19 protein-coding genes are annotated in these 15472 nt (G+C 66.8%); 13 read left to right on the top strand and 6 right to left on the bottom strand.

Features of this window, described 5'->3' with window-relative positions; genetic code table 11:
• The first annotated feature begins 55 nt into the window (after positions 1-55).
• Genes fmt through IE113_RS10455 form a run of 3 tightly spaced genes read left to right on the top strand, consistent with a single transcriptional unit; the run spans position 56 to position 2873 of the window.
• Positions 56-961, top strand: coding sequence for a methionyl-tRNA formyltransferase (fmt, locus tag IE113_RS10465; RefSeq protein WP_189541386.1), 906 nt, complete (start codon positions 56-58; stop codon positions 959-961).
• Positions 958-1704 (top strand): tRNA pseudouridine(38-40) synthase TruA, encoded by a 747-nt coding sequence (gene truA / locus IE113_RS10460; protein ID WP_189541162.1) that lies wholly within the window; start codon positions 958-960, stop codon positions 1702-1704. Before fmt ends, truA begins: the two co-directional genes overlap by 4 nt.
• Positions 1705-1760: 56 nt before the next feature.
• A complete protein-coding gene (locus IE113_RS10455) occupies positions 1761-2873 on the top strand; it encodes an alcohol dehydrogenase catalytic domain-containing protein (RefSeq protein ID WP_189541160.1) in 1113 nt (370 codons plus the stop codon).
• On the opposite strand, the gene IE113_RS10450 is transcribed toward IE113_RS10455, so the two are convergent.
• On the bottom strand, positions 2870-3370 hold the full coding sequence (locus IE113_RS10450; RefSeq protein WP_189541158.1) for a thioredoxin family protein: 501 nt from the start codon (positions 3368-3370) through the stop codon (positions 2870-2872). The two genes, IE113_RS10455 and IE113_RS10450, sit on opposite strands and share 4 nt — an antisense overlap.
• Positions 3370-4362, bottom strand: a complete 993-nt coding sequence (cobS, locus tag IE113_RS10445) for a cobaltochelatase subunit CobS (RefSeq protein WP_189541156.1) — start codon at positions 4360-4362, stop codon at positions 3370-3372. The genes IE113_RS10450 and cobS overlap by 1 nt, the downstream gene beginning before the upstream one ends.
• A 95-nt stretch (positions 4363-4457) precedes the next feature.
• On the opposite strand from cobS, the gene IE113_RS10440 reads away from it, so the two are divergent.
• Positions 4458-4898 carry an SRPBCC domain-containing protein gene (locus IE113_RS10440; protein ID WP_189541154.1) on the top strand — a complete coding sequence of 147 codons (441 nt, stop codon included), beginning with the start codon at positions 4458-4460 and terminating at the stop codon, positions 4896-4898.
• Positions 4899-4902: 4 nt separating this feature from the next.
• On the opposite strand, the gene IE113_RS10435 is transcribed toward IE113_RS10440, so the two are convergent.
• Positions 4903-5481, bottom strand: a complete 579-nt coding sequence (locus IE113_RS10435; RefSeq protein ID WP_189541153.1) for a J domain-containing protein — start codon at positions 5479-5481, stop codon at positions 4903-4905.
• Between the two features lie 40 nt (positions 5482-5521).
• Between IE113_RS10435 and IE113_RS10430 the strand changes: the two genes are divergently transcribed.
• Genes IE113_RS10430 through IE113_RS10410 form a run of 5 tightly spaced genes read left to right on the top strand, consistent with a single transcriptional unit; the run spans position 5522 to position 9744 of the window.
• A complete protein-coding gene (locus IE113_RS10430; protein WP_189541151.1) occupies positions 5522-5794 on the top strand; it encodes a BolA family protein in 273 nt (90 codons plus the stop codon).
• Positions 5795-5796: 2 nt separating this feature from the next.
• Positions 5797-6678, top strand: coding sequence for a pirin family protein (locus tag IE113_RS10425; RefSeq protein WP_189541149.1), 882 nt, complete (start codon positions 5797-5799; stop codon positions 6676-6678).
• Between the two features lie 42 nt (positions 6679-6720).
• Positions 6721-7542 carry an SDR family NAD(P)-dependent oxidoreductase gene (locus IE113_RS10420; protein ID WP_189541147.1) on the top strand — a complete coding sequence of 274 codons (822 nt, stop codon included), beginning with the start codon at positions 6721-6723 and terminating at the stop codon, positions 7540-7542.
• Positions 7539-8465 (top strand): alpha/beta fold hydrolase, encoded by a 927-nt coding sequence (locus IE113_RS10415; protein WP_189541145.1) that lies wholly within the window; start codon positions 7539-7541, stop codon positions 8463-8465. Before IE113_RS10420 ends, IE113_RS10415 begins: the two co-directional genes overlap by 4 nt.
• Complete coding sequence (locus tag IE113_RS10410; protein WP_189541143.1) at positions 8455-9744, top strand: low temperature requirement protein A; 1290 nt, start codon at positions 8455-8457, stop codon at positions 9742-9744. Before IE113_RS10415 ends, IE113_RS10410 begins: the two co-directional genes overlap by 11 nt.
• A 52-nt stretch (positions 9745-9796) precedes the next feature.
• Here the strand turns inward: IE113_RS10410 and IE113_RS10405 are convergent, their stop codons facing one another.
• Complete coding sequence (locus tag IE113_RS10405; protein WP_189541140.1) at positions 9797-10879, bottom strand: DUF2332 domain-containing protein; 1083 nt, start codon at positions 10877-10879, stop codon at positions 9797-9799.
• A gap of 48 nt (positions 10880-10927) precedes the next feature.
• On the opposite strand from IE113_RS10405, the gene hisG reads away from it, so the two are divergent.
• Genes hisG through thiL form a run of 4 tightly spaced genes read left to right on the top strand, consistent with a single transcriptional unit; the run spans position 10928 to position 14182 of the window.
• Entirely contained in the window at positions 10928-11572 is a 645-nt protein-coding gene (gene hisG, locus IE113_RS10400) for an ATP phosphoribosyltransferase (protein WP_189541139.1), read from the top strand.
• Positions 11572-12864, top strand: a complete 1293-nt coding sequence (gene hisD, locus IE113_RS10395) for a histidinol dehydrogenase (RefSeq protein ID WP_189541137.1) — start codon at positions 11572-11574, stop codon at positions 12862-12864. The genes hisG and hisD overlap by 1 nt, the downstream gene beginning before the upstream one ends.
• The gene (nusB, locus tag IE113_RS10390) at positions 12861-13316 is read left to right on the top strand and encodes a transcription antitermination factor NusB (protein WP_189541134.1); all 456 of its coding nucleotides are present in this window, start codon (positions 12861-12863) and stop codon (positions 13314-13316) included. The genes hisD and nusB overlap by 4 nt, the downstream gene beginning before the upstream one ends.
• Positions 13313-14182 carry a thiamine-phosphate kinase gene (thiL, locus tag IE113_RS10385; protein ID WP_189541383.1) on the top strand — a complete coding sequence of 290 codons (870 nt, stop codon included), beginning with the start codon at positions 13313-13315 and terminating at the stop codon, positions 14180-14182. Before nusB ends, thiL begins: the two co-directional genes overlap by 4 nt.
• On the opposite strand, the gene IE113_RS10380 is transcribed toward thiL, so the two are convergent.
• On the bottom strand, positions 14179-15147 hold the full coding sequence (locus IE113_RS10380; protein WP_189541132.1) for a fatty acid desaturase: 969 nt from the start codon (positions 15145-15147) through the stop codon (positions 14179-14181). The two genes, thiL and IE113_RS10380, sit on opposite strands and share 4 nt — an antisense overlap.
• Positions 15144-15338, bottom strand: coding sequence for a hypothetical protein (locus IE113_RS10375; RefSeq protein ID WP_189541130.1), 195 nt, complete (start codon positions 15336-15338; stop codon positions 15144-15146). The genes IE113_RS10380 and IE113_RS10375 overlap by 4 nt, the downstream gene beginning before the upstream one ends.
• Positions 15339-15472: the final 134 nt, after the last annotated feature.

Below are 15472 nucleotides of genomic sequence, written 5' to 3'. Positions count from 1 at the left end.
CGCCCGACAGATAGGGCACAGGCCGGAAAACGGAAAGCCACCAATGTCCTCGAAATTGCGCATCATCTTCATGGGAACCCCGGATTTCGCCGTCCCGGCGCTGGTCGCACTGGTCGAGGCGGGGCACGAGATCGCGTGCGTCTATTCCCAGCCGCCGCGCCCGGCGGGCCGGGGCAAGCAGTTGCAGCCCTCCCCCGTCCAGCGCGAGGCCGAGGCGCGGGGAATTGCTGTGCGTCATCCCGTGTCGCTGAAGGGCGCGGAGGAGCAGGCCGCGTTTGCCGCGCTCAACGCCGATGTGGCGATCGTTGCCGCCTATGGCCTGATCCTGCCGCGCGCGGTGCTGGATGCGCCGCGCCACGGCTGTATCAACATCCACGCCAGCCTGCTGCCGCGCTGGCGGGGTGCGGCGCCGATCCAGCGGGCGATCCTGGCTGGGGATACCGAAACCGGCGTGACGATCATGCAGATGGAAGCCGGTCTGGATACCGGGCCGATGCTGGCGGAAGTCCGCACGGCTGTGGACGGCAAGACGGCGGGCGAACTGACAGCGGAACTGGCGGAACTGGGCGGACGGCTGCTGCTGGACGTGCTGGCCGACCTGCCCGCACATCCGCCCCGGCTCCAGCCGGATGACGGCGTGACCTATGCCGCAAAGATCGACAAGGCCGAGAGCCGGCTGGACTTTACCCGCGCTGCTGCTGAAGTGGAGCGTCAGGTCCGCGCCTTTGCACCCGCGCCGGGGGCGTTTTTCGAGCTGGACGGCGAGCGGTATCGGGTGCTGGCGGCAGAAGTCGTGAACGGCTCTGGCAAACCCGGCGAAACGCTGGACGATCAACTGACCATCGCCTGCGCCGAGAGCGCGATCCGCCCCGTCCTGATCCAGCGCGCCGGCCGCCCGGTGATGGACCGCGCGGCGCTGCTGCGCGGACGGGCGATTCCCGCCGGGACGGCCCTCGCTTGACCCGCTTTGCGCTCACGCTGGAATTCGATGGCACGCCCTTCATGGGCCTGCAACGGCAAGCGCATGGCCCCTCCGTGCAGCAGGCGGTGGAGGATGCCGCCCATGCCGTGACCGGCGAAGACATCATCATGCACGCGGCCGGACGTACCGACGCGGGCGTCCACGCCCTCGCCATGCGCGCGCATATCGATGTGGCCAAGGACATTGCCCCGTTCCGGCTGATGGAGGCGCTGAACGCGCACTTGCGCCCCGCCCCGGTCGCCGTGCTGGCCTGCGCAGTCGTGGCGGATGACTGGCACGCACGGTTTTCCTGCACGGGCCGCGAATACCTCTATCGCATCGTCAACCGCCGCGCGCCGCTGACGCTGGAACGCCAGCGGGCCTGGCAGGTTTCGCAACCGCTGGACGCGGAAGCGATGCACCGCGCCGCACAGGCGCTGGTCGGGCGGCACGATTTCACTACGTTCCGCTCCGTTCATTGCCAGTCGGCCAGTCCGGTCAAGACACTGGACCGTCTGGCGGTCGAGCGCGTGGGCGATGAAGTGCGCATCCATGCCGCCGCGCGCAGTTTCCTGCACCACCAGGTTCGCTCGATGGTCGGCTGCCTGACGCTGGTCGGCATGGGTCGCTGGCGCGAGGAACAGGTTGGCGAAGCTCTCGCCGCGCGCAACCGGAAGGCGCTGGGCCTCAACGCGCCGAGCGATGGGCTTTACTTCACCAAGGCGCTTTACCCCGGCGAGTGACAGGTTAGGTTGCAATCTGAAACGCCGCACAACGCGGCAGGATTCGGGAGACAACCATGACTTTCACGGGCCAGCAGCTCACCACCCAGCTTGACGCCGATGGCACGCTGACCGTCCAGCTGAACGACCACAGTTGGGATGCGCCGACCGGCAGCCAGGTGCTGATCAAGGTGGAGGCGACCCCGATCAACCCGTCGGACCTGGGCCTGCTGTTCGCTTCCGCCGATACCGACAACGCGGTCTATACCCCCGGCAAGGTCGTGGCGAAGATGCCCGACGCCGCCACCCGCGCGTTCAAGGCACGCCACGGCATGGCGATGCCGGCGGGCAACGAGGCGGCGGGAATCGTCGTCGCGGCGGGTGACGCGCCGGCCGCGCAGGCGCTGATGGGCAAGCGCGTGGCCTGTGTGCCGGGCACCGCCTATGCGACCTATGCCACGTGCGATGCCAGCATGGCCTTTGCCGTGGATGACGGCGTCAGCGCCGAACAGGCCGCGTCCAGCTTCGTCAATCCGATGACCGCGCTGGGCTTTACCGAGACGATGAAGCTGGAAGGCTTCACCGGCCTGGTCCACGCCGCCGCCGCATCGAACCTGGGACAGATGCTGGTCAAGATCTGCCTTGAGGACAACATTCCGCTGGTCAACATCGTGCGCAGCGAAGCGCAGGTGAAGCTGCTGAAGGACCTGGGCGCAACCCACGTGCTCAACATGACCGATGCCGACTTCATGCCCAAGCTGATCGACGCGATTGCCGAAACGAAGGCGATGCTGGGCTTTGACCCCATCGGCGGCGGCACGCTGGCCGGGCAGATCCTGACCGCGATGGAGGCTGCCGCCAGCCGGGGCGCGGCGTTCAGCCGTTATGGCTCGTCCGAACCCAAGAAGGTCTACATCTATGGCGCGCTGGACATTGGCCCGACGATCCTGAACCGCGCTTTCGGGCTGACCTGGGATCTGGCGGGCTGGCTGCTGACCCCGTTCATGATGAAGGCTGGCCCGGAAGTGGTCGGCCGGATGCGCGCGCGGGTGATGAAGGACCTGACCACCACGTTCGCCAGCCACTACAAGGCGCATGTCTCGCTGGAGGAAATGCTGACCAAGGCCGCCGTCAGCGAATACAACGCCCGCCGCACGGGCGAGAAGTATCTGGTGACGCCGAACGGCTAATCCTGCTTGGCGGAGAGGCGGCGGAACCAGTCGAGGATCGCCGCCTCGCCCCGGCTATCGGCATTGCGCCAGCCTTGCGCGTCGCGGCGCGAATTGCGCGCAGCGCCATCCGGGCCAATCACGAACATCGCGGGCGTGCCGCGCATCCGCTTCACACCGTACCGGGCGATCAGGTCGAGGTTTCGGCCATTACCGGTCTGCGGCACGCCGACATCGATGAAGGTGACGCTGAACCGCGCGCCGAACTCATCGCGGAATGCCGGGCTGGTCAGCACTTTGGCAAGGCCCGTGCTGTCATGGCACCAGTCACCGCCGAACACGATCACGGCAGACCGGCCAGTGCGCGCCGCTTCCGCCAGCGCCGCGTCCAGATCGGCGCGGGCGTCGGCAGCGGCGGGATAATAGGCCGATTGTTCAGCCGGCGTCGAAGCGGCCCATGCGGATGCGCCGGGCACAACCAGCGCCAGCAGCAGCGCGGGCGCCAGTCGGCGGAGCATTAGCCCCGCCCGACCACGCTTTCCGGCAGGTCCTGCCCGAAGACGCGCTGATAGTATTCCGCCACCAGCATCCGTTCCGTCTCATCGCACTTGTTGAGGAACGAGAGGCGGAAGGCGAAGCCCGGATCCTTGAAGATCGCGGTGTTCTGCGCCCAGGTGATGACCGTGCGCGGGCTCATCACGGTGGAGATATCGCCGTTGATGAAGCCCTGGCGGGTCAGGTCAGCGACCTTGACCATGTTGCTGACGACGTTGTCGGACACGCCGTCAACCTTCTTCAGCACGATTTCGCTTTCGACCGCGGCCGGCAGATAGTTCAGCCCGACGACGATGTTCCAGCGGTCCATCTGGCCCTGGTTGATCGCCTGCGTCCCATGATAGAGCCCGCTGGTGTCACCCAGGCCAACCGTGTTGGCGGTGGCAAACAGGCGGAAATACTTGTCCGGGCGGATCACGCGGTTCTGGTCAAGCAGGGTCAGCTTGCCTTCGGTTTCCAGCACGCGCTGGATCACGAACATCACGTCCGGGCGGCCCGCGTCGTATTCGTCGAACACCAGCGCGACCGGATGCTGCAGCGCCCAGGGCAGCAGGCCTTCGCGGAATTCGGTGACTTGCAGGCCATCGCGCAGCACGATCGCATCGCGCCCGATCAGGTCGATACGGCTGATGTGCGCGTCAAGGTTGATGCGGATGCACGGCCAGTTCAGGCGCGCGGCGACCTGTTCGATATGGGTCGACTTGCCCGTGCCGTGATAGCCCTGCACCATCACGCGGCGATTGAAGGCAAAGCCCGCCAGGATTGCCAGCGTGGTGTCCGGATCGAACACATAGCTGTCATCGCGGTCAGGCACGCGTTCATCGGCAATCGAGAAGGCCGGAACCTTCATGTCGATATCGATCCCGAACGTCTCGCGCACATCGAGTTCGATGTCCGGCGCGGGCAGCACGGTCTTGTTGCGGGTGTCGAGCTGTTCGGTCGTGGTCTGTGTCATCGCACACAAGCGCCTATACGCGCGCGGGCAGTCCTGCAATACGGATTAGATTGCAAAACACGACTCAATGTCCTGCCGGGAGAGAGCACAAGCCCATGTACGAGTTGTCCGTCACCCGCCTGATCGCCGCCCCGCCCGCCAAAGTTTGGGATGTGCTGACGAACCGCATGGGCGAATGGTGGTGCCCCCGCCCCTGGCGCGCCGAAGTGGAGCGGATGGACCGGGCTGCCGGCGGGCAATCGCTGATCGTGATGCACGGCCCGGACGGCGAAGTGAACCGCCACCCCGGCTTCATCGCCGCTTGGGACGAAGGGCGCCGCTTTGCCATGACCGATGCCATCACGGGCGATCTGGAACCTGCCGGTCCCTTCATGCTGGGCATCTGGGAAGTCGAGGCCGAAGGCTCCGGCACCCGCTACACCGCCCGCGCCCGCCACTGGACGCCGGAAAGCATGGCCCATCACAAGGAAATGGGGTTCGCGGAAGGCTGGGGCATCTGCGCCGACCAGTTGCAGGCGCTGTGCGAAGGGGCCTGAAGCCTCAGGCGAACGCAGCCGCCTTGCGCAGCAACTGATAGGCTTCGACCACTTTCTGCAGCTGTTTTTCGAAACTGCGGTCGCCGCCGTTCCGATCCGGGTGATATTCGCGCACCAGCGCGGAATAGCGACTGCGCAGCATCGAGCGGTCCGAATCGAGCGGCAGCCCCAGCACGTCGAGCGCCTTGCGCTCATCCGGCGTTACCGCCCGGCCGTCCTTGCGCTGGGCCGGGCGGCGCGCGCGGGCGCGGGCGCTGATTGCTTCCAGCGGGTCGGCAAAGTCGGCCCAGCGCGGGGCCGAATCGATCCCCGCAGTCGGGCTGAACGCGCGGGTTTCCCGCTCCCACCCGTGGACCGGAGACTGCGCGCGCAGGATTTCCTCCTGCGTCATGCCCTCAAACCAGTCATACCCGGCGTTGAATTCACGCACGTGATCCAGGCAGAACCAGCGGTAATCGCCCGGCCCGTCAAAGCTGGAGCCGCGCGGACCGGGCGCGCGGAATTCCCCTGCCTCCTGGCAGCCCGGCCGGTCGCAGCCCCGGCCCGCGCCGCCAACGCGGCCATGAAAGCGGTCATGTCTCACAGCGCTTCCACATGGCGATTGTTCCGCTAGAAAGGAAGCCATGAAAGGCCCCCTTGCACTCGAAATGGAAACGCTGCTGACCGCCGCGTTTCAGCCCACGCACCTTGCCGTGATCAACGACAGCGCTACCCACCGCGGCCACACCGGCGATGACGGTTCGGGCGAATCGCACTTCACGGTGGAGATCGAAAGCGCCGCCTTTGCCGGGCAGTCACGCCTTGCCCGCCAGCGCATGGTCAACGCCGCGCTGGGCGACATTCCGGGACAGCGGGTCCACGCCCTCGCCATCAAGGCGCGCGCACCGGGAGAGTAGCGATGGCGATCCTGACCACGATCCAGCCGGTTTCGCACAACCTGGGCGCGTTCACCGTGCGCCGGGTGCTGCCATCGCCGGGACGGATCATGGTCGGGCCGTTCATTTTCGTCGACCAGTTCGGCCCGGCTGAACTGCCGCCCGGTCAGGGCATGGACGTGCGCCCGCATCCGCACATCGGCCTCGCCACCGTCACCTGGCTGTTTGAGGGCGCGATCAACCACCGCGACAGCCTGGGCACATTCGCCACGATCCGCCCCGGCCAGGTCAACCTGATGACGGCAGGCCGCGGGATCGTCCATTCAGAGCGCGGCCTGCCGGAAGAAGCGCATCGCCCCACCCGGCTCTACGGGATGCAGACGTGGCTGGCCCTGCCCGACGGGCAAGAGGAAATCGCCCCCGCGTTCGAAGCGCACCGCGACCTGCCGCTGGTGGAGGATGGCTGCGCCAGCGCGCGCGTCATCATGGGCACACTGTGGGGCAAGAGCGCCCCCACCACCCAGCATTCGCCTACGATCTATGCCGAAGTGCTGCTCGCCCCCGGCGGTGCGCTGCCCATCGAGGCCGAGGCAGAGGAACGCGCGGTCATGCTGGTGGGCGGCGAGGCCACGCTGGACGGCCAGCCCCTCATCCTGTTCACGCTGGCGGTGCTCGCCCCCGGCGCCGTCTTGCGCCTGACCTCCGAACGCGGCGCGCGGGTCATGCTGCTGGGCGGCGCGGCGCTGGGGAGCGAGCGGCACGTCTGGTGGAATTTCGTCTCCTCATCGCGCGACCGGATCAGGCAGGCGCGCGAGGACTGGACCGGCGGACGCTTTCCCAAAGTGCCAGGGGACGAGGACGAATTCATTCCCCTGCCGCAAGTGCCCTTGACCAACAGCGACTGATCGCTCCACCCTGCCGTTCAAACGGATAACAGGGAGATTGGAATGACCGAGGCAGCCAAGACCGCATGGATCACGGGTGCGTCCTCAGGGATCGGCGCGGCGCTGGCGCGGGCCTATGCGGCGCGCGGGTATCGGGTGATCCTGTCGGGCCGCAATCAGGCGGCGCTGGATGCGGTTGCCGCGCAGTGCCCCACCGAATCGCTGGTCCTGCCGTTCGAGGCGGCGGATTTTGATGCCGCCCGTGCTGCCGCCGATACTGCGTGGGACTGGTCGGGCGGGATCGACGTGCTGGTCAACAACGCCGGCATTTCACAGCGCTCGCTGGCGATCGACACCGACTTTGCGGTCTATCAGCGGATGATCGACGTCGATCTGCTCGGCCCGATTGCGCTGACGCAAGCGCTGCTGAAGCGGATGGCGGGGCGGGGGACCGGTCAGATCGTGATGATTTCCAGCCTCGCGGGCAAAGTCGGCTCGCCGCTGCGCTCGGCCTATTGCGCGGCCAAGCACGGGCTGATCGGCTATGCGGATTCGCTGCGGATCGAACTCAGCGCCCATGGCATCAGCGTCATTGGTGTAACCCCTGGCTCGATCCGCACCGATGTGTCGCGCAACGCCGTCACTGCCGACGGATCGCGGCGCGGGGAAAGCGATGAAGCCATCGACACCGGGATCGACCCGGACGATTTCGCCGCGCGAATGCTGGCCGCAATCGATGCGGGCGAACGCGAAGTGGCCATTGCCGAACACGGCATGGAACAGTGGATCGCGCAGGAACGCCGCACGCCAGAAGCGCTGTTCGACAAGATGATCGAATCCTTCAACGCCGGCTATGCCGCGAAAATGGGCGTGACCGCGCGATGACCGGGTATATCAGGCTGGAACAGCAGCGCGTCCGCCTCGCCAACGGGATCGAACTGGACGTCGTGGACACCGGCCCGCGCGATGGGCCGGTGCTGATCTTTCTCCACGGTTTTCCGGAAAGCCACCGCACCTGGCGCCACCAGATCGCGCACCTGTCAGGCCGGTATCGCTGCATCGCGCCGGACCAGCGCGGCTATCGCGGGACGTCCAAGCCTGAAGGCGTGGAAAACTATACCCCTGACAAGCTGATCGGCGACGTGTTCCTGCTGGCCGATGCGCTGGGCGTGCAGCATTTCACCATCCTGGGTCACGACTGGGGTGGCGCGATTGCCTGGGGCGTGGCGCTGACCGGGCAGGCCAATGGCCGCGTCACCCGCGCGGTGATCGCCAATGCGCCCCACCCCACGATCTTCCCGCGCTTGCTTTACACCAACCGCGTCCAGCGCGCCGCCAGCCAGTATTTCCGCGATTTCCGCGACACCGCGAACGATGAACTGGTGCGCCAGCACGGCCTTGGCGCGCTGTTGCTGAAAGCGTTTGGCGGGCGCGACGAATCCCCCGCGCTGGAACCGGAAGAGCGCGAGGCGCTGCTGGCCGACTGGGCCAATCCCGATGCCGCCATCGCCATGCTCAACTGGTATCGGGCCAGCCCGATGGAAGTGCTGGACATGGACGCGCCCTATGAACTGCCGGCCGGGTGGAAGCCCTACCCCATCCCGCAGCTGACGATCCCGACCATGGTGATCTGGGCGCTGGACGACCACGCCCTGCCGCCGGAAAACCTCGACGGGATGGACCAGATCATCGACGATCTGACCGTGGTGAAAGTACCCGATTGCGGCCACTTCGTGCCATGGGAAGCCCCCGCCGCGGTCAATGCCGCGCTGGACGGCTTCCTCGCCCGGACCGCCGATGTCGGCTGACACCGCCGCCACACCGACGCGCCCGTCGCTGCTGCGCAATCACGGCGGCGGGCATGCGCCGGTCAGCTATCTGGAACTGTTCTTCGATCTGGTGTTCGTGTTCGCGATCACCCAGCTGTCGCACACGCTGCACCATCACCTTGGCTGGCACGGCCTGCTGGAAGGCGTGGTGATGTTCCTGGCGGTGTGGTGGGGCTGGATCTACACCACCTGGGTTACCAACTGGGCCAATCCGAACCGGCTGCCCGTGCGGCTGATCCTGCTGGCGGTGATGCTGTGCAGCCTGCTGTTGGCCGTCGCCATTCCCGGCGCGTTCGGGGACAAGGGCCTGCTGTTCGCGGGCGGCTATGTCGCGCTGCAACTCGGGCGCTCCACCGCAATGGCCGTGCTGTTTCGCCGCGAAGGGTCGGCCCGGATGCGCAACATGGCGCGGATCGCGGCGTGGTTCGCGGCCTCTGCCCCGCTGTGGCTGGTGGGCGCGCTGGCCGATGATCCGAACCACCGGATCGCATGGTGGCTGGCCGCGCTGGCGATCGAATACGCCGGGCCAATGCTGATGTTCCCGGTGCCGGGGCTAGGCAAGTCAAAGGGCTCGGACTGGGACATTTCCGGCAGCCACATGGCCGAACGCTGCTCGCTGTTCATCATCATCGCACTGGGCGAAGGGATCGTCGTCACGGGGTCGAGCGTCGCCGGGGCCGAACTGGTGGACGGCGGCCTGCTCGGCGCGCTGGGGGTCGCCTTTGCCGGTTCAGCGCTGATGTGGTGGCTTTATTTCGATCTGGGGGCGGAGCGCGGCGCACAGCTGATTTCCGGCAATGCCGACGTCGGACGCCTCGCCCGCAACGCCTATACTTATCTGCACATGCCCATCGTGCTGGCGATCATCATCTGCGCGGTGGGCGATGCGCTGCTACTGGAACACTGGGACGAACCGGCGGGCCGCGATCTGGTGCTGGTCCAGACCGGCGGGCTGGTGCTGTTCATCGGCGGGCTGGCCGCGTTCAAGCGCTTTGCCAACACCATCCGCAACTTCCCGCTATCGCACGGCGTGGCCATGATCCTGTTCGCGCTGCTGGGCGCGGCGGCATGGTTCACCCCGATCCGCTCGGTCGAATTCGCCGGCTGGGGCGTGGCCATCCTGCTGCTGACGGCGGTGTGGGAATGGGTATCCTATCACGGCGGCTGGGCCGAACGGATGGAAGCCATCGGCATCCCCTACCCCAAACGCGCCTACGAGCGCTTCGAAGCGCGCCGGGCGAAGCGGGATGGGGATTAGGGTCGGTGTCGGCGACTGGTGATGTTTGCACGGTCGGTTTACAAACAACCCCCTAAACCCGCCAATCAATACTCGCCCCATGCGGATGGGCGCGGGCGAGCATCACCGGCTCGCCATCGTCCGGCCAGAGGCGCACGACCAACTCGTGCAAGTGAACCGTGCGATTGGCCTCCAGCGCAATCCACGCCAACGGGCGGTCCGGCGTGGCGCGCGCGCCGGCGGCTTCCATCGCGGCGGTGACGCGGGCCTGCTGGTCGGCGGGGACGTATTGCCAGACGATGGAATGCATCAGCACCCGCGTCGTGCCGGGGGCTTGCGGGCGGGCGAGTTGCGCCTCGACAAAATCGGCGGCGTTCATCCGCACCAGATCGGGCGGCGAACGGCCCGCCTCGGCAATCGCGGCGGCCATCCGTTCGAACCGGACGGTGTGTTCGGGCCAGATATAGGCCTTCAGCCGCAGCGCCTGCGCCGGGTCGGTCAGGTCCACCGGCGCAACGTCGCAGCCTTTGGTGGAGGCGATCTTGATGGCGCGGTCCGGCGGCGGATTGCCCTGCCAGTCAGGCCGGAACGCCATCGCCCCCGGCACCGGCCCCACCTGCACCCCGCCCAGATCATAGTGATAGCGGTCCAGCATCAGGTTAATCCCCGCGCTCGATCCGATTTCCAGACACTCGAAGCGCGGCGGCAGGCCCTGCTCCGCCAGCCACGGCATCGCGGCGATGAAATTGGCCGAGCGCCCCGCCTCGTTGGTCTGCGGCGGACCGTCCAGCCAGGGCAGCAGCGCGGCTTCGTGGTTGTGAATCGCCGCCGCGATGATGGCGACATCATCGGCGCCGGGCTGGTCGTCATAGATCGCCGCCAGTGCCGGTTCGGCGCCGCTCAGGTGCAGGGCATGCAGCCCGCCCGCCAGCCGCAGCGGCAGGGCATCGGCCAGCGGCGCGCCGGTCCAGCCGCGCACGGTGTCGAGCAGCTGCCCGCCCTCGCCCCGGTCCAGCAATTGCCCCACCGCCGCGCAGATCCGCGCGGTGATCGGCGCCCCGGCCTTGGCGCAGTATGCCACCTGATTCCCGAACGCGGTTCGGGCTGCTTCCGCGCCGGTCGCATTGATGTCGATAGGCTGGTATTTGTCCTGCATCCGCCACTCCTTGCCCTTTGCGCCCATGCCGCCTAAACGCCGCCCGTTATGACCTGTCCGCTCACTTTCGCCATCCCCAAAGGCCGCATTCTTGACGAGGCGCTGCCGCTGATGGCGCGTGCCGGTGTGGTGCCCGAACCGGGCTTCCACGACAAGTCCAACCGCGCCCTGTCTTTCGCCTGTGAAAACAGCGACATGCGCCTGATCCGCGTGCGCGCGTTCGACGTTGCCACGTTCGTCGCGCACGGCGCGGCGCAGTGCGGAATCGTGGGCTCTGACGTGGTGGAAGAATTCGCCTATCCGGACCTCTACGCCCCGGTCGATCTCGACATCGGCCACTGCCGCCTGTCGGTGGCGGAACCGGTCGGCCCCGGCGAAGACCCGGCGCGGGTCAGCCACCTGCGCGTGGCCAGCAAGTATCCCAACCTCACCCGCCGCCATTTTGAACGCATGGGCATTCAGGCCGAGGTGGTGAAACTGAACGGCGCAATGGAATTGGCCCCCGGTCTGGGCCTTGCCAGCCGGATTGTCGATCTGGTCTCCACGGGCCGCACGCTGAAGGACAACGGACTGGTCGAAACCAGCACGATCCTGCAAATTTCTGCCCGCCTGATCGTCAACCGCGCGGCGCTGAAAACGGATGAGCGCGTCGCCGCGCTGGTGGACCGCTTCCGCGCCCTGGTGGCAGCCTGATGTTGCGGCTGAAGACCAGTGAGGCCGGGTTCGAACAGGCGTTTCGGCGCCTGGTGCAAGACCGCCGCGAAAGCGACGAGAACGTCTCGCGCGACGTCTCGCTGATCCTTGCCGACGTGCGCCAGCGCGGCGATGCGGCGCTGGCTGAACTGACCGCGAAGTTCGACGGCCACACCCTCGCCTCCGACGACGACTGGCGCATCCCGCTCGACGCCTGCCGCGCCGCCTTCGACGAGTTGAAGCCAGACCTGCGCGCCGCGCTGGAACTCGCCGCCCAGCGCATCCGCGCCTATCACGAAGCGCAATTGCCGGCCGACCGCGATGAAACCGACGCCGCCGGGGTCCGCCTCGGCGCGCGCTGGCGGGCGGTCGATGCCGCTGGCCTCTACGTTCCGGGGGGCCGCGCGGCTTATCCCTCCTCGCTGCTGATGAACGCGATTCCGGCCAAGGTCGCCGGGGTGGAGCGTCTGGTCGTCGTCACCCCGACTCCCAAGGGCGTGGTCAATCCGCTGGTCCTCGCCGCCGCTTATCTTGCGGGCGTCGATGAAGTGTGGCGCATCGGCGGCGCACAGGCCGTTGGCGCGCTGGCCTATGGCACGCAGCGGATCAAGCCGGTCGACGTTATCACCGGCCCCGGCAACGCCTGGGTCGCCGAAGCCAAGCGCCAGCTTTACGGCGTGGTCGGCATCGACATGGTCGCCGGGCCCAGCGAAATCCTGGTGATTGCCGATGGCCAGAATGACCCGGACTGGACCGCCGCGGACCTGCTCAGCCAGGCCGAGCATGACCCGTCTGCCCAGTCGATCCTGATCACCGACGATCCGCTGTTCGCCGATACCGTGGCCGACCGCGTCGGCGTGGAACTGGCCATGCTGCCGACCGCGCGGGTCGCGACGGAAAGCTGGAACACCCACGGCGTCATCATCGAAGTCGCCAGTCTGGCCGAAGCGCCCGCGCTCGCCAACGCGCTGGCGGCGGAGCACGTCCAGCTGGCTGTGGCCGATCCGCAGCCGCTGATGGACGCGATCCGCCATGCCGGATCGGTGTTCCTGGGCCGCATGACCCCCGAAGCGGTCGGCGATTATGTCGCCGGCCCCAACCACGTTCTTCCCACGGGCCGCCGCGCGCGGTTCTCATCCGGCCTCTCGGTACTCGATTTCATGAAGCGGACCAGCTTCATCCAGCTGGACGAGGCCGCGCTGCGCGCGATCGGCCCCGCCGCGATCGAGTTGGCCGACGCCGAAGGCCTGCCCGCGCACGCCCGTTCGATCGAAGTGAGACTAGGCATATGAAACCCCACAACAGCGCCACCGCCAAGGCCCGCGCCGCATCGCGGCTGGCCGCCGTGCAGGCGCTTTACCAGCTGGATATGGAAGCGACCCCGCTGCCCAGCCTGCTCGACGAATTCCACCGCCACCGGTTGGGCGCGGAGATCGAGGGCGACCAGTATGCCGAAGCGGAAAGCGCGTTCTTCGACGATCTGGTCAAGGGCGCGGTCGCCCGCCGCGACGAGATCGACACGCTGCTTTCCAGCAAGCTGGCCGATGGCTGGAAGCTGGAGCGGCTCGACAAGACCATGCTCCAGATCCTGCGCGCGGGCGCTTACGAGTTGATGGCTCGCCCCGATGTGCCGACCGGGACCGCGATCAGCGAATATGTCGACGTCGCCCACGCCTTCTTCGAGGCGCGTGAGGCGAAGTTCGTGAACGGCCTGCTCGACGCTGTGGCAAAGGCCGTGCGCTGAGCGCCGAAAGCGCCTTCATCGCTGCCTTGCGGGCCATTGCCACGCACCCCGCCGCGCGCGGCCTGAACGACGATGCCGCCGTGCTGGATGTCGGCGGCGAAACGCTGGTGCTGACCCACGATACGATGGTCGAGGGCGTGCACTTCCTCCCGGAGCAAGACCCGGCGGACGTCGCGTGGAAGCTGGTCGCCACGAACATGTCGGATCTGGCCCCCAAGGGCGCGCAGCCACTGGCGGTGCTGCTCAGCTATCAGCTGGGCCGGGATGACGCGGCGTTTCTGGACGGACTTCAGGCCGCGCTCCGGCACTATGGCGATGCCGCCTTGCTGGGTGGTGATACAGTCCGCGCGCCGGGGCCGCAAAGCGTCGGCCTGACGGCGATTGGCCGTGCGACCCACCGCCCGGTGCCATCGCGCGGCGGCTCGGCAGCTGGCGATGCGCTCTGGATCACCGGCCCGGTCGGCGCGGCGATGCTGGGATTTGAGGCGCTTCAGGCCGGAACCGGCGATTCCAGCGCCTATCGCCGTCCCTCGGCCCTGCTGACCGAGGGACAGCTGCTCGCGCCGCTGGTGAGCGCAATCATGGACGTATCGGACGGTGTGCTGCTTGACGCCAGCCGCATGGCCGATGCCTCTGGCGTGACCATCGCGATCGACCGCATGGCCGTGCCGATTGCCACGCCCGAAGATCGCCGGGACGAGGCACTGCGCTGGGGCGATGACTATCAGCTGCTGTTCACCCTTCCCGCCGGAGTCTTGCCTCCCTGCCCCGCATTTCGCATCGGCACAGTGCTGCAACGACAAGGCGCGCCAATCCTGCTGGACGGCGCGCCTGTTTCGGGCCGGTTAGGCTATGAACACGGCTAATCCTTGAGCGCGCTGCAATCCACGCCGCGCGCTTCCAGCAGCGGCTTCATTTCGCGATAGGCGTAACGGGTCAGGTGGTTCGGCACTTCCGGATAGAGGTGGTGCACCACGTGATACTGCATCCCCATCGACAAGTAGTGGCCGATCCAGGTCTTGAACACGCGGGTGTTGTCATACCGCCCGGTGCCGGTGCGCGGATGGTGCGGCGCCCAGCTCAGCCAGAAGCGGATATAGGACAGGCCGATATGGCGCGGCAGCCACCACAGCAGCGCCACTTCCATCGCATAGCCAGACCAGGCCATCGCGAAGAAGAACGCCATCGAGCCAAGCTGAAGGATCATCGTGTCGCGCAGCGCCGCCTTGGCCGCAGGCGTGCCGATCCGTTCCAGGATGCGCTTGTAGTGGTGGATCGATCCGTCCACGCCCGGCTGACGGTTCAGCCAGGTCTTGTACCAAGCGGAATACTTGCCCGGCGCGGCATCCGTGTAATCCGGGTCTTTTTCCGGGTCGTTGGTGTAATAGTGGTGATGCAGGTGCATCATCCGGGCCATGCTGAACGGGAAGATCAGGATGATCGTCGCGACCTGTCCCACCGCCTCGTTCCAGAACCGCTCCTTGGTGCCGGGACGGCCGATGTTGGAATGCATCGCCTCATGGCTGGTGATATAGCCGCCGGCGGCAAACACGGTGCTGGCGATGAACCCGACCCACAGCGGCAGCACATCCATCATCCCCAGCGGCCAGAACGCCAGCCACAGGGCAAAGCAACCCAGCGTGATGACTGTATAAGGCCACATCTTCTTCGGATCGGAAGTATACTTGCGCGCGATCGCGCGTTCCTGCTGCAGCAGCGTGCGGCGGGTATGGGCATCCAGTTCGTTGCCTGCACCCAGTGGGATAGCCGGGGCATCACCCGCACCGGGAGCGAGGGCAACCGCAGGCTGGAGCGTCGTCATCTCGTTCATAACCAGCGCCCCCGCAGCGTTGCATAGAGTCCCCACGGCGCGCCGATCAGCAGCCCGAACATGACCGGGCTGAGCCCCCAGGGGGCGGAGACCTGCCAGTATTCAAGCATCTGCGCGATGAGCGGAGCAATGAAGCCGATTCCGAACAGGAACGGCATCCAGTAGAAGAGCTGTTTGATCGCCGTGGTCATAAAGGTTAACTTCTCATAAACCTTTGTGGCTGGCAAGAATCCTTGATTCAGAAGCCGTTCCGAAACGGAACGCAGCCGTCGAAACGCAGCATTACGCGGCGTCAGCGCGGTATTTTCTAAACCATTGCAAAGCC

This window comes from Novosphingobium arvoryzae (genome assembly GCF_014652615.1).
Lineage (GTDB): Bacteria > Pseudomonadota > Alphaproteobacteria > Sphingomonadales > Sphingomonadaceae > Novosphingobium > Novosphingobium arvoryzae.
This window is presented reverse-complemented; position numbering and strand designations above follow the sequence as displayed.